We start from the raw sequence: 14711 nt of genomic DNA, 5'->3' as shown, positions 1-14711 counted from the left end.
TGTACTAGCTGATCTCGATCTTGTCGATGGAGTCGTCGTCCCGGACCTTGTCGGAGATCTTCTGCAGGGCCGCGGTGAGGCCCTTGCGGTCGAGGTCGCCGGAGAGGAACGAGTTCCACGGCACCAACTGGTCGGTGTTCATGCCGTATGCCTCGACGAACCTCCTCATGTCGGAGATGTTGTCGCCCGCGGCCTCGAGCATCTTCGTCTGGGAGACGAGGGCGGCCGATCCGAAGCCGTCGGCGGGCACGGTGCCCTTGACCACCGTCGGGGCCAGCTTCGTCTTGGAGAAGTTGGCGGCCGCCTTCTCGGACAGCATCGCCCGCAGCACTTCCTTGCCGCCGGCCGGGTTCTTGCCCTGCTTGGGCACGATGAACGGCTCGCCCGCCGCGGCGTGGAGCGACTCGTAGGGCAGCTTCGGCTTGTCCGTGAGCGTCATCTCCGGGAAGCCGGTCATCTGGAAGTCCTTCTTGGTGGCCTGCTTCATCTCGTTCTCGATCCAGCCACCGGACGGGTAGAGCAGCGCCTTCTGGTCGTTGCTCCAGATCGCCTGCGCCTTCTGGAACTGGGTGCCGGAGCCGCCGGGGACGAACATCTTCTCCTTGACCATGGTCTCCATGACCTTGAGGACGCCCTGGATGGCCGGATGCGACCAGGCGTTCTTCTCGAGATTGCCGAGAGCGAGCCGGACCTCGTCACCGCCCTCCTTGATCGCTGAGGCGAACAGCATCGTCTGGTAGTAGGTCGCGGCTTCCTTGCCGTGGACGAAGAGGTACTTGCCCTTCTTCTTCGCGTTCTGGCCGAGGTCGAGCGCCTCGTCCCAGGTCTTCGGCGGGGTCCAGCCGTTCTCCTCGAAGAGCGTCTTCGAGTACCAGACGCCGTACACCGTCATCACGTACCGGAGCGCGACGAACTTGCCGTTGTACGTTCCGGGATCCTTGACGCCGGGGTAGACGATGTCGGCGATCTTCTTGCCTTCGTAGGTGTTGGCCTCGAAGAGGTCGTCGAGCGTCTCCAGCTGGTCGAGGATGCCGAGGAAGCCGATCTGGTCCTCACCGGAGTTGTCGATGAGGTCCGGCGGGTTGCCGCCGACGAAGCGGGGCTGGAGCTGGGGGGCGATGTCGACGACCGGCTTGACCTGGACCTTGAGGCCCTTGACCTGGCTGCCGAGCACCTGGTTGGTGTAGTCGACGTAGTCGGTGCCGTAGCCGCCGTCGAAGATGGCCGCCTCGACCGAGGAGTTCGCCGCGGCGCCGAACGGGTTGGTGGCGCTCTTCTCGCCCTTGGGGCCGCCGTCGCCGTCGCCGTCCTCGCTGGAGGGAGAGCTGCAGGCGACTGCGAACGAGCCCACCGCCGCGGTGGCGATGGCCCCGCGCAGGAGCGTCCGCCTGTCAAGAGAGCCGGCACGAATGGTCATCTTTGCATCCTCACTGATCGATTGGTTCTGTCCGGTGTGCTGCGTGTGCGGCGTTGTCGCCGTCGTCTCGGAGCCGCGGTACGGCGCCGATGATCAGCTGAGCGATGCCGGCACAACAGTCGCCGGGGCCGGAGCGGCGGTCGCGCTCCGCCTGATCAGATCGTGATGGCCCACGCCGGTGGTGGATCCCATGCTCAAGTCCTCGCCTTCTCCAGGACTCAGGCGGTGAACCGGATCCTCCCCGGCACCGCGTTCGGGTCAAGCTGGGTCGTGCAGGAAATGCGGCCGTACAAGGTCGGGTGCGGTGAAGATGCCCCGGAGTGCCGACAGGTATAGTCCACTTTCGCTTGGCGGAGCAAGATCGAATGCAAGGTTCGCGGTACGTCTTTTCCGAGTTGAGACCTCCCGGAAATATGAGCGGCCTGTGCACGGCATGCCGTAGGAATACCCGCCATAAGCCCCGAACGCCACATCCAACACCCTTGACATCACATGCCACTTGACCCCTACTGGTCCTTGCGCAGTTGATTTGACAACGTTGTCCCGCGCGCAGGGAGGGTGGCCAGGACATGCAGTACAGAGTTCGGCACAGATGGGGTCCGGCGGTCGTCATGACGACCGCCTTCGCCTTGGCGGTGGGTTCACAGGGGGCGGCGGTCGCACTGCCGGACGCGCCCGCGAAGGCCGACCGGGAGTTCGCGTCCTCCTTCGAGGCCGACGACCCGGCTCCGGACTGGACCGACACCGTGGACACCGGCAAGGACGGCCGCAAGCGGGCCTTGGGTGTGGACGGCGGGTACAGCACCGGCATACCCGGCAACGTCACGGAGCACGTCACCGGCGTGCGCGCGAGCGCCGAGAACACGGGCGGCCGGGAGGTGAAGGAGAACCTCGTCGACAACGAGCCGGCCACCAAGTGGCTCACCTTCGCGCCCACCGGCTGGGTCGAGTTCGACCTCGACGCACCGACGAAGATCGCCAAGTACGCGCTCACCTCGGCCAACGACCACGACGAACGTGACCCGCTGGACTGGACGCTGAAGGGCTCGGCGGACGGCGAGACCTGGCAGACGCTGGACACCCGCGCCGGGGAGCACTTCGACGGGCGGTTCCAGACCAAGACCTACGAACTCGCCGAGACCGCCGAGTTCCAGCACTTCCGGCTGGAGATCACCAAGAACAACGGGGCCGGTGACGCGCTCCAGCTCGCCGACGTGCAGCTGGCCACCGGCGACACCGAGGTCCCCACGCCCGAGGACATGCTCTCCTTCGTCGACGAGGGCCCAGTGGGCTCGCCGACGGCGAAGGCGAACGCCGGGTTCACCGGCAAGCACGCGCTGCGCTACGCGGGCCGGCACACCGCGGACGGCCGGGGCTACTCGTACAACAAGGTCTTCGACGTGAACGTCAAGGTCGACCGGCGCTCGGAGCTGTCGTACAAGATCTTCCCGTCGATGGCGGACGGCGACCTCGACTACGACGCCACGAACGTCTCGGTCGACCTCGCCTTCACCGACGGCACCTACCTGAGCGACCTCAAGGCCACCGACCAGCACGGGTTCCCGCTGACGCCGCGCGGTCAGGGCGACGCCAAGATCCTCTACGTGAACCAGTGGAACAGCGTGAAGTCCGGGATCGGTTCGGTCGCGGCCGGCAAGACCGTCGACCGGATCCTGATCGCGTACGACTCCCCCAAGGGCCCGGCGAAGTTCCGCGGCTGGCTGGACGACGTGGAGATCGAGCGGGCCGCGCCCGAGCGTCCCAAGGCCCACCTGTCCGACTACGCGCTCACCACCCGCGGCACCAACTCCAGCGGCAGCTTCTCGCGCGGCAACAACTTCCCCGCGACCGCCGTGCCGCACGGCTTCAACTTCTGGACGCCGGTGACCAACGCCGAGTCGCTCAGCTGGATCTACGAGTACGCCAGCGGCAACAACGACGACAACCTGCCCACCGTGCAGGCGTTCTCCGCGAGCCACGAGCCGAGCCCGTGGATGGGTGACCGGCAGACCTTCCAGGTGATGCCCTCGGCCGCCTCCGGTACCCCGGACACCGGCCGGGACGCCCGCGAGCTGGCCTTCCGGCACGAGAACGAGACCGCCCGGCCGTACTACTACGGCGTGCGGTTCGAGAACGGCGTCAAGGCCGAGATGACGCCGACCGACCACGCGGCGATGATGCGCTTCACCTACCCCGGTGACGACGCGAGCGTGATCTTCGACAACGTCAACGACCAGGCCGGCCTGACCCTGGACAAGGAGAACGGCACCTTCACCGGCTACTCGGACGTCAAGTCCGGCGGCTCCGCCGGTGCCACCCGCCTCTTCGTCTACGGCGAGTTCGACAGCAAGGTCACCGGCGGCGACTCCAGCGGCGTCAAGGGCCATCTGCGCTTCGACGCCGGCCGGGACCACTCCGTGACGATGCGCATCGCCACCTCGCTGATCAGCGTGGACCAGGCGAAGGACAACCTGCGCCAGGAGATCCCGAAGCGCGCCTCCTTCGACAAGGTCAAGCGGGACGCCCAGAAGCAGTGGGACAGGATCCTCGGCAAGGTCGAGGTCGAGGGCGCCACGCAGGACCAGCTGACCACGCTGTACTCCGGCCTCTACCGGCTGTACCTGTACCCGAACGCGGGCCACGAGAAGGTCGACGGAAAGTACAAGTACGCCTCCCCGTTCTCCAAGGCGGTCAAGGAGAACACGCCGACCGAGACCGGCGCCAAGATCGTGGACGGCAAGGTCTACGTCAACAACGGCTTCTGGGACACGTACCGGACCGCCTGGCCCGCGTACTCCTTCCTCACCCCGTCCCAGGCCGGTGAGCTGGTCGACGGCTTCGTGCAGCAGTACAAGGACGGCGGCTGGACCTCGCGCTGGTCCTCCCCCGGCTACGCGGACCTGATGACCGGCACCTCCTCCGACGTGGCGTTCGCCGACGCCTACGTCAAGGGCGTCGACTTCGACGCGAAGGCGGCGTATGACGCGGCGGTCAAGAACGCCACCGTGGTGCCGCCGTCCTCCGGCGTGGGCCGCAAGGGCATGGAGACCTCGCCGTTCCTCGGCTACGCCGGTACCGAGACGCACGAGGGCCTGTCGTGGTCCCTGGAGGGCTACCTCAACGACTACGGCATCGCCAAGATGGGCGAGAAGCTCTACAAGGAGACCGGCGAGAAGCGGTACAAGGACGAGTCCGCGTACTTCCTCAACCGCGCCCAGGACTACGTCAACCTCTTCGACGCGAAGGCCGGCTTCTTCCAGGGCAAGGACGTCAAGGGCAACTGGCGCGTGGACTCCGAGAAGTACGACCCGCGCGTGTGGGGCTACGACTACACGGAGACCAACGGCTGGGGCTACGCCTTCACCGCCCCGCAGGACAGCCGCGGCCTGGCCAACCTGTACGGCGGCCGGGACGGCCTCGGCGACAAGCTCGACGAGTACCTCTCCACCCCGGAGACGGCCTCCCCGGACCTGAAGGGCTCCTACGGCGGGGTCATCCACGAGATGGTCGAGGCGCGCGACGTCCGCATGGGCATGTACGGGCACTCCAACCAGGTCGCCCACCACGCCCTGTACATGTACGACGCGGCCGGGCAGCCGTACAAGACGCAGAAGAACATCCGCGAGGTGCTCCAGCGGCTGTACACCGGCAGCGACATCGGGCAGGGCTACCACGGCGACGAGGACAACGGCGAGCAGTCGGCCTGGTTCCTCTTCTCCTCGCTCGGCTTCTATCCCCTGGTGATGGGCAGCGGCGAGTACGCCATCGGCTCCCCGCTGTTCAAGAAGGCGACGGTGCACCTGGAGAACGGCCGCGAGCTGGTCGTCAAGGCGCCGAAGAACAGCACGGAGAACGTCTACGTGCAGGGCCTGAAGGTCAACGGCAAGCGCTGGAACTCCACTTCGCTCCCCCACTCGCTGATCGCGAAGGGCGGCGTCCTGGAGTTCGACATGGGCGCGAAGCCCTCCTCGTGGGGCACGGGCGGCAACGCGGCGCCGCCGTCGATCACCAAGGACGACGAGGTGCCGACCCCCCGCACCGACGCGATCACGGGTCAGGGCGCGCTGTTCGACAACACCTCGGCGACGGACGCGAGCGTGACCTCGGTGGACCTGCCCGTGTCCGACAAGGGCGCCAAGGCGGTCCAGTACACGCTCACCTCGTCGGCGGACCGCGCCAAGGCCCCGACCGGCTGGAAGCTCCAGGGCTCGTCCGACGGCACCACCTGGAAGACGCTGGACGAGCGCTCCGGCGAGTCCTTCGCCTGGGACCGGCAGACGCGGGCGTTCTCGGTGAAGTCGCCGGGCTCTTACGCCAAGTACCGCCTGGTGCTGGACGGCGCGCACACGCTGGCGGAGGTGGAACTGCTGGCCTGAACCCGGAGGTGAGCAGGGCATGACGTTGCGGGGTACGCCGGGTGACCGGCGTACCCCGCAAAAGGTTGTACGCCCCACGTTGCGCTTGCGTACCTTTTCTGTACCGCTCTCGTCCCCGGCCGTAAATCTGATTGACCTGTGAACGTCATGTGTAAGGATCACGAAGTATCCCGGGATCTTGCGGACTTACCCGTCCGCGGTCCCTTCCGCATGACCAATCGGAGGACCCACGTGGCCAAAAGCTCTGGCCTGAACACGCGTCGCGCGCTGGCGCGTGCCACGGCTGCGGCGCTCACCGCCGCACTGGTGGCGACCGGTGCGAGAAGCGCCGTCGCCGCGGACGAGCCGGGAGCCAGCGCTTCCCGGTCGCACCTCGACGTGAAGCCGTCGGGTGGCGAGAAGTACGGCACCTCCGCCATGCCCGGAGACGCTCCGATCAACCCGGTGTTCGGTGTGGACGGCGCGGGTGACCTGTGGAGCTACGACCCCGACTTCGAGGGCGGGCTGGACGCTCGCTGGGACGCCGGCTACGGCTGGCAGACCGCCCGCGCCATGACGCAGGTCGACCAGGACTCCGACGGATTCTCGGACGGCCTCTGGCACGTCACGTCAGGGGGCCAGCTCTACTGGGCCCCCTGGAACACCGAGGAGCACACCCTCGTCGGCAACGGCTGGAAGATCTACAACCAGCTGTTCTCCGGCGCCAACCTGGGCGGTGCCGGCGCCGACGACCTGCTCGCCCGCGACAGCTCCGGCTACCTGTACCTGTACCTGGGCTACGGCAACGGCAAGCTGACCCAGCGCTACAAGGTCGGCGGCGGGTGGAACGCCTACACCCACATCACCGGCAAGGGCGACCTGACCGGTGACGGCAAGGCCGACATCGTCGCCAAGGACAAGTCCGGCGTGCTGTGGCTCTACAAGGGCACCGGCAACTACAAGGCGCCGTTCACGTCCCGCACCCGCGTCGGCGGTGGCTGGAACACGTACAACAACATCCTCTCCGTCGGCGACATCGACATCGACGGCATCACCGACGTGGTCGCGCGCGACAAGAACGGTGCGCTGTACCTGTACAAGGGCACCGGCAACGCCGCTTCCCCGTTCAAGTCCCGCGTGAAGATCGGCAGCGGTGGCTGGAACACGTACCGCCTGATGTTCTAAGGGCGTACGCGACGCCTCTTCGAGGCGGACGAGCGCGAGGGCCGCACCCCCGTCACCGGGGATGCGGCCCTCAACCGTTGTGCGTCGCCGCCTACTTGCGGATCAGGCTGCGCAGCACGTACTGCAGGATGCCGCCGTTGCGGTAGTAGTCCGCCTCACCCGGGGTGTCGATGCGGACGACCGCGTCGAACTCGACGCCGGTGTCGGTGGTGACCTTCACCGTGCGCGGGGTGGTGCCGTCGTTCAGCTCGGTCACGCCGGAGACGGAGAAGGACTCCTCGCCGGTCAGGCCGAGGGACTCGGCGGTCTGGCCCTCCGGGAACTGCAGCGGCAGAACGCCCATGCCGATGAGGTTCGAGCGGTGGATGCGCTCGTACGACTCGGCGATGACGGCCTTGACGCCGAGCAGCGCGGTGCCCTTGGCGGCCCAGTCGCGGGACGAGCCGGAGCCGTACTCCTTGCCGGCCAGGACGACGAGCGGGGTGCCCTGCTCGATGTAGTTGCGGGAGGCGTCGTAGATGAACGACACCGGACCGCCGTCCTGGGTGAAGTCGCGGGTGTAGCCGCCCTCGGTGCCCGGCGCGATCTGGTTGCGCAGGCGGATGTTGGCGAAGGTGCCGCGGATCATGATCTCGTGGTTGCCGCGGCGCGAGCCGTAGCTGTTGAAGTCGCGGCGCTCGACGCCGTGCTCCGTCAGGTACTTGCCGGCCGGGGTGTCGGCCTTGATGGCACCGGCGGGCGAGATGTGGTCCGTGGTCACCGAGTCGCCGAGCTTGGCGAGCACCCGGGCGCCGGAGATGTCCTCGACCGGGGCCGGCTCCATGCCCATGCCCTCGAAGTACGGGGGCTTGCGCACGTAGGTGGACTCGCCGTCCCACTCGAAGGTGTCACCGGTCGGGATGGACAGCGCCTGCCACTGGGCGTCGCCCGCGAAGACGTCGCTGTAGGACTTGGAGAACATGTCCTCGCCGATGGCGTTGGCGACGACGTCGTTGACCTCGGCCTCGGAGGGCCAGATGTCCTTGAGGAAGACCGGGTTGCCGTCCTGGTCGGCGCCCAGGGCGTCCTTGGTGATGTCCACCTTCATGGAGCCCGCGAGCGCGTAGGCGACGACCAGCGGCGGGGACGCCAGGTAGTTCATCTTGACGTCGGGGTTGATCCGGCCCTCGAAGTTGCGGTTGCCGGAGAGCACCGAGGTGACGGCGAGGTCGTGGTCGTTGACGGCCTTGGAGACCTCGTCCGGCAGCGGGCCGGAGTTGCCGATGCAGGTTGTGCAGCCGTAGCCGACGAGGTTGAAGCCGACCTTGTCGAGGTAGGGGGTCAGGCCCGCCTTCTCGAAGTAGTCGGTGACGACCTTGGAGCCCGGGGCGAGGGTGGTCTTGACCCACGGCTTGCGGGTCAGGCCCTTCTCGACCGCCTTCTTGGCCACCAGGGCGGCGGCGACCATGACGTACGGGTTGGAGGTGTTGGTGCAGGACGTGATGGCCGCGACCGTCACCGCACCGTGGTCCAGCTCGTACGAGGTGCCGTCAGGGGCGGTCACACGGACCGGGTTGGACGGGGCGCCGTTCGGGGTGACGGCCGGGGAGTCGGAGGCCGGGAAGGACTCCTTGCCCGCCTCGTCCACGACGTCGACGTAGTTGAGGACGTCCGTCTTGAACTGCTGGGCGGCGTTGGCGAGGACGATGCGGTCCTGCGGGCGCTTCGGGCCGGCGATGGAGGGGACGACCGTGGAGAGGTCCAGCTCCAGCTTCTCGGAGAAGTCCGGCTCGGCCTGCGGGTCCAGCCAGAGGCCCTGCTCCTTGGCGTACGCCTCGACGAGGGCGACCTGCTGCTCGGAGCGGCCGGTCAGGCGCATGTAGTTCAGCGTCTCGTCGTCGACCGGGAAGATGGCGGCGGTGGAGCCGAACTCCGGCGACATGTTGCCGATGGTGGCGCGGTTGGCCAGCGACGTGGCGGCGACGCCCTCGCCGTAGAACTCGACGAACTTGCCGACGACGCCGTGCTTGCGCAGCATCTCGGTGATCGTGAGCACCAGGTCGGTGGCGGTGGTGCCGGGGGTCAGCTCGCCGGTGAGCTTGAAGCCGACGACGCGCGGGATGAGCATGGAGACCGGCTGGCCGAGCATCGCGGCCTCGGCCTCGATGCCGCCGACGCCCCAGCCGAGGACGCCGAGGCCGTTGACCATGGTGGTGTGCGAGTCGGTGCCGACCAGGGTGTCGGGGTATGCCTTGCCGTCACGGGTCATGACCACGCGGGCCAGGTGCTCGATGTTCACCTGGTGGACGATGCCGGTGCCCGGGGGGACGACCTTGAAGTCGTCGAAGGCGGTCTGGCCCCAGCGCAGGAACTGGTAGCGCTCCTTGTTGCGGCCGTACTCCAGGTCGACGTTCTGCTGGAAGGCGTCGTTGGTGCCGAACTTGTCCGCGATGACGGAGTGGTCGATGACCATCTCGGCCGGGGAGAGCGGGTTGATCTTGTTCGGGTCGCCGCCCAGCTCCTTGACGGCCTCACGCATGGTGGCGAGGTCGACGACACAGGGCACGCCGGTGAAGTCCTGCATGATCACGCGGGCCGGCGTGAACTGGATCTCCTGCGACGGCTGGGCCTGCGAGTCCCAGCCGCCGAGGGCGCGGATGTGGTCGGCGGTGATGTTCGCGCCGTCCTCGGTGCGGAGCAGGTTCTCCAGCAGCACCTTCAAGCTGTAGGGAAGGCGCGCGGAGCCCTCGACCTTGTCCAGCCGGAAGATCTCGTACGACTCGTCGCCCACCTGCAGTGTGCTGCGGGCGTCGAAGCTGTTCGCCGACACGACAGTCTCCTTCATTCATGTGCGCGTACCACCGCATCCTGCCGCCACGCCCTGTTGGCCGATCCGCTAAGGTAAGGCTAAGTTAGGTAACCCTTACCGCCAGACCGACAGCGGCGCGCGGCTGCGGCACGCCTCGGCAGATATCTCGATGTCGAGATAACTCTAGTACATGGGGGCGGCCCGGTCATGTCCGGGCGCAGTGTGGCGTGCACCCCACTCCGGGTGACCCGTGCGGCCATCACTACGCCGAACGGGGGTATCCGATGGCTGCCGGACCGACCCGGCGCGACACGGAAGGGGGCACGATGCCGCTCACGTTCCGCAAGAGTTTCCGGATCCTCCCCGGAGTGCGGCTGAACATCAACAAACGCTCGTGGTCCATCACGACCGGAGGCCGCAGCGGCCCGCGCCACACCCGCAGCAGCACCGGACGTCGTACGACATCGATGGATTTGCCGGGACCTTTCGGGTGGCGCCGCACGACGACGAGCAGGCGCCGCTGAGGCGTGACCGGGGGTTACTTGACGTTACGTCACTCGAACGGACCCCCCGAGAGGTGCGATCTCATATCTGAGATAGCCTCAACCTCATGGCAGACGACTACCTCGTACGCATCGGCCGACTCATCCGTGACGCCCGGCAGCACCGCGGCTGGACGCAGTCACAGCTCGCGGAGGCGCTCAACACCAGTCAGAGCGCCGTCAACCGCATCGAGCGCGGCAACCAGAACATCAGCCTTGAGATGATCGCCCGGATCGGCGAAGCGCTGGACAGCGAGATCGTCTCCCTGGGCTACGCGGGTCCGATGCATCTGCGGGTCGTCGGCGGCCGTCGCCTGTCCGGCGCCATCGACGTCAAGACCAGCAAGAACGCCTGCGTGGCCCTGCTGTGCGCCTCGCTGCTCAACAAGGGGCGCACGGTGCTGCGCCGGGTCGCCCGCATCGAGGAGGTCTACCGCCTCCTGGAGGTGCTCAACTCCATCGGTGTGCGCACCCGCTGGATCAACGACGGCACCGACCTGGAGATCGTGCCGCCGGCCGAGCTGGACATGGAGGCCATCGACGCCGAGGCCGCCGTCCGCACCCGCTCCATCATCATGTTCCTCGGCCCCCTGCTGCACCGCATGGAGCGCTTCCGCCTCCCCTACGCCGGCGGCTGCGACCTCGGCACCCGCACCATCGAGCCGCACATGATCGCGCTGCGCCGCTTCGGCCTGGACGTCGCCGCGACCGAGGGCCACTACCACGCGGTGGTCGACCGCACGGTGCGCCCGGGCCGCCCGATCGTCCTGACCGAGCGCGGCGACACGGTGACGGAGAACGCCCTCCTGGCCGCCGCCCGCCACGACGGCGTCACCGTCATCCGCAACGCCTCGTCCAACTACATGGTCCAGGACCTCTGCTTCTTCCTCGAGGCCCTGGGCGTCCGCGTCGAAGGCATCGGCACCACCACCCTCACCGTCCACGGCATGCCGGTCATCGACGCCGACGTGGACTACTCCCCCTCCGAGGACCCGGTCGAGGCGATGAGCCTGCTGGCCGCCGCGGTGGTCACGGAGTCGGAGCTGACGGTGCGCCGGGTCCCGATCGAGTTCCTGGAGATCGAGCTGGCGGTCCTGGAGGAGATGGGCCTCGACCACGACCGCACCCCGGAGTACTTCGCCGACAACGGCCGCACCCGCCTGGTGGACCTGACGGTGCGCCCCTCCAAGCTGGAGGCGCCCATCGACAAGATCCACCCGATGCCCTTCCCCGGCCTGAACATCGACAACGTCCCCTTCTTCGCGGCCATCGCAGCCTCGGCCCAGGGCCAGACCCTCATCCACGACTGGGTCTACGACAACCGCGCCATCTACCTCACCGACCTCAACCGCCTCGGCGGCCGCCTCCAACTCCTGGACCCGCACCGCGTCCTGGTCGAGGGCCCCACCCGCTGGCGCGCCGCCGAGATGATGTGCCCGCCCGCCCTGCGCCCCGCCGTGGTCGTCCTCCTCGCGATGATGGCCGCCGAGGGCACGTCGGTACTGCGCAACGTGTACGTCATCAACCGCGGTTACGAGGACCTCGCGGAGCGGCTGAACTCGATCGGGGCGCAGATCGAGATCTTCCGGGACATCTGAGGGGCGGGGCGTTGTGCCCCTTGGAAGCAAGGGGCACAGCGGGTCGGTGCTGGAGGCGGCGGGCGGATCGCCGACGTCGCCTTCGGCACCCCCGGGCATCTCATCCGGCGCATCCGAGGCGGCTTACGCCGCGTCCAGTACCCGGTCTCGCGATCACGCCGGAGCCTCGGCCTCCAGTTACGTAGGTGCACTCATCCCTGGTCCCCCTGCGCGCCCGGCCTGTTCGGCGGCCTCCGCCACCAGGCCTTCGACGAGCTGCGCCAGCAGCCTGTCCGCGTCCTCGGCGCTACGGCCCGCCATCGCGAGCTGTACCGCGCTCTCGGTGTCGGCCTCGGCCAGGGTGACCAACGCGTCGCCGACGATTTCGGTACTGCCGCCGTACTCCTTGCGGATGGCGTGGACCGCCTCGGCGGCGATGGCCGCGGCGGTCTCGGGGGCGATGTCGACCAGCGTGCCGGCCATCCGCTGCAGAGCGTAGTGACGGTACTCGGCCTTCAGGGCCGAGGCTTCCTGGGCCACCCGGGCCGCCCAGTCCGGATCGAGCTCCGCGCCGACCAGGACGAGGTGCTCCAGCGCCGACATCCGGTCGTCCTCGGGCAGGTCGCGGGCGATCTGTACGCACTCCTCCAGCAGTTCCAGCGCCTGCGCGGGCCTTGCGCGCACCAGCCCGGAGGACAACAGGAGCAGTCCCGAAACGTACTCGGCCTTCGGAAACTCCAGGAGCCCTTGCCGTCTGCGCTCCGGGTCCGCCGAGCCCCTGGCCGCGGCGATCCACAGCCTGGCCGCGAGGCCGTGTTCCTCGTCCTGGACTTCGGCCGCCAGCAGTTCGGCTTCCCGGTACAGGTGCTCCGCCCGCCCGGGGTGCTCGGGGTACAGGCTCTGGGCGAGGTCCGCGAGGGCCAGGGTCCGCCAGTCCTCGGGGATGCGCCGTGCGACGGCCAGGGCCCGTTCCGGGTCCGTGTCGCGCAACTCGACGGCCACGGCGTACAGGGCGTCCGCCCGCTCCTCCTCGTCGACCATGGTGCGGGCGAGCCGTTCGGCGGCGTTCAGGTCCGTCTCCAGTACGCGCTGGAAGACCCGGGACAGTGCCGAAGTCCGCTGGTTCTCGTCGGAGAGGCTCCGGGCTACGCGCTCGGCCGCCTGCGGATCCAGCGGTGCCAGCGTGGTCACCAGTTCCAGCAGCGCCCACTTCCGCTGGTCCGGGCCGGGGAGGCCGCGGGCCACGCGCTCGGCGCGCTGGGGGTCCCGGGCCGCCATTCCCTTCACGACCTGATCGAGGATGCTCTCGGACTCCCATTCGTGGGTTTCCGCGGGCAGTTCCCGGGCGATCCGTTCGGCACGGTGCGGGTCCGTCATCGCCATCCGCTCGGCGACGTTCGCCAGCGCTTCGACCTGCGCCGAGGCGCCGCCGAGTCCTCTGGCGATGGCCTCCGCCCGCGCCGGGTCGGTGGGTGCCAGTGCCTGGGCCGCAGCCCGCAGTGCCGCCACGCGCGTCGGCTTCGTGCGAAAACCCCTCACCGCCTGTGCCAGGTCCAGCGCCCGCTGCGCGGCCGCCTTCGAGCGCTTCGCGTCCACCGGTGCCAGTGCGGCGGCCACATCGGCGAGCGACTGTGTCCGCGCCACCACATCCGGCGCGCCCGCAGCAGCACGATGCGCCTCCACGACGAGGGACGCCCCGTGATGGGTGTCGCCGGGGAGTACCGCGGCAGCCACCTGGGCCAGTGCCCGGGCGCGGTGCTGGGCCTCGGTGATCCTGGCGGTCACCAGTTCCGCGCAAGCCAGCAGCCGGCGGTGCCTGTGCCCTGCCCGTTGCCGTTTCCGCTCCCGGTGTTCCCGATCCCGCTCCCGGTGTTCCCGATCCCGCTCCCGCGCGGTGGGCTCCGGCTTGTGTCCGCCCTGCGCGGCGGTCGGAGTCGGCCCCGACTCCGGCCCGCTCCCGCCGCCGACGTCCCGCGCGTCATGATTCCGCTCGTCGAGCATCGTCGCCACGTCGGGTGGCAGCCACGACTGCGCCATGCCGTTCGCCGCGGGCATCTCGTCGAGGATCCGGGCCGGCGTCGGCCGCGCGGCCGGGTCCTTGGCCAGGCACCGCGCGGCCAGCCCGGCCATCCCGGCCGGTACCCCGGTGAGGTCCGGCTCCTCGTGCACCGCCCGGTAGTTCCCCGCGTGCGGCGCACCCGTGCCGAACGGTGGGCGGCCCGTGGCCGCATACGCGAGGACCGCGCCCAGCGCGAAGACGTCCGCCGCCGGCCCCGCCTCGCCGCCCACCACGTACTCCGGCGCCATGAATCCCGGCGTTCCGATCGCCAGTCCCGTCCCGGTCAGCCGCGTCTCCTGTGCCGCCTGAGCGATGCCGAAGTCGATCAGCCGGGGGCCGTCCGCCGCGAGCAGCACGTTGCCCGGCTTGAGGTCGCGGTGCACCATCTCCCGCTCGTGCACCGCCACGAGCCCCTCCGCGAGGCCGGACACCAACCGCCCGAGCGCACGCTCTGGCAGCGGCCCGTGCCGACGCACCGCCGCCTCCAGGGACGGCCCGGGGACGTACGCCGAGGCCAGCCAGGGCGGATCGGCACCCGTGTCGGCGTCCACCACGTGCGCCGTGTAGAACCCCCCGACCCGCCGGGCGGCCTCCACCTCGCGCGCGAACCGCCGGCAGAACTCCGGATCCGCCGCGTACTCCGCCCGGACCACCTTCACCGCCACCAGCCGCCCGCCGCGCGAGTGCCCGAGGTACACCTGCCCCATGCCACCGCCGCCGAGCCGCTTCAACAGCCGGTACGGACCGACCTCCCGCGGATCCCCGGCCCGCAGATTCTCCACGCCACC

General features: G+C 68.9%; 7 protein-coding genes. 4 read left to right on the top strand and 3 right to left on the bottom strand.

Annotated elements, in window-relative coordinates; all coding sequences use genetic code 11:
- Positions 1-4: 4 nt before the first annotated feature.
- Entirely contained in the window at positions 5-1417 is a 1413-nt protein-coding gene (ngcE, locus tag IE258_RS25755; protein ID WP_159329008.1) for an N-acetylglucosamine/diacetylchitobiose ABC transporter substrate-binding protein, read from the bottom strand.
- 569 nt (positions 1418-1986) lie between these two features.
- Here ngcE and IE258_RS25750 point away from each other — a divergent pair.
- Both IE258_RS25750 and IE258_RS25745 read left to right on the top strand, forming a co-directional pair.
- Positions 1987-5793, top strand: coding sequence for a GH92 family glycosyl hydrolase (locus IE258_RS25750; protein ID WP_189747203.1), 3807 nt, complete (start codon positions 1987-1989; stop codon positions 5791-5793).
- 231 nt (positions 5794-6024) lie between these two features.
- A complete protein-coding gene (locus tag IE258_RS25745) occupies positions 6025-6957 on the top strand; it encodes an FG-GAP repeat domain-containing protein (protein WP_229892416.1) in 933 nt (310 codons plus the stop codon).
- A 91-nt stretch (positions 6958-7048) separates the two neighbouring features.
- On the opposite strand, the gene acnA is transcribed toward IE258_RS25745, so the two are convergent.
- Positions 7049-9766: an aconitate hydratase AcnA gene (gene acnA / locus IE258_RS25740; protein ID WP_308434205.1), complete on the bottom strand. Its 2718-nt coding sequence runs from the start codon at positions 9764-9766 to the stop codon at positions 7049-7051.
- 305 nt (positions 9767-10071) lie between these two features.
- Here acnA and IE258_RS25735 point away from each other — a divergent pair, with 305 nt between their 5' ends.
- Complete coding sequence (locus IE258_RS25735) at positions 10072-10269, top strand: DUF4236 domain-containing protein (protein WP_087806664.1); 198 nt, start codon at positions 10072-10074, stop codon at positions 10267-10269.
- 86 nt (positions 10270-10355) lie between these two features.
- Positions 10356-11885, top strand: a complete 1530-nt coding sequence (locus tag IE258_RS25730) for a helix-turn-helix domain-containing protein (RefSeq protein WP_189747195.1) — start codon at positions 10356-10358, stop codon at positions 11883-11885.
- Between the two features lie 177 nt (positions 11886-12062).
- Here the strand turns inward: IE258_RS25730 and IE258_RS41350 are convergent, their stop codons facing one another.
- On the bottom strand, positions 12063-14705 hold the full coding sequence (locus tag IE258_RS41350; protein ID WP_268256341.1) for a serine/threonine-protein kinase: 2643 nt from the start codon (positions 14703-14705) through the stop codon (positions 12063-12065).
- Positions 14706-14711 lie beyond the last annotated feature (6 nt).

The organism is Streptomyces tendae, assembly GCF_014650435.1.
Taxonomy (GTDB): Bacteria; Actinomycetota; Actinomycetes; order Streptomycetales; family Streptomycetaceae; genus Streptomyces; species Streptomyces tendae.
The sequence above is the reverse complement of the archived record's forward strand: the minus strand, read 5'-3'. Positions and strand labels throughout refer to the sequence as shown.

Bases quoted from the DNA above. Each gene is read 5' to 3' on its own strand.
- ngcE (WP_159329008.1), bottom strand. From the start codon at position 1,417: ATGACCATTCGTGCCGGCTCTCTTGACAGGCGGACGCTCCTGCGCGGG.
- IE258_RS25735 (WP_087806664.1), top strand. From the start codon at position 10,072: ATGCCGCTCACGTTCCGCAAGAGTTTCCGGATCCTCCCCGGAGTGCGG.
- IE258_RS25750 (WP_189747203.1), top strand. From the start codon at position 1,987: ATGCAGTACAGAGTTCGGCACAGATGGGGTCCGGCGGTCGTCATGACG.
- IE258_RS25730 (WP_189747195.1), top strand. From the start codon at position 10,356: ATGGCAGACGACTACCTCGTACGCATCGGCCGACTCATCCGTGACGCC.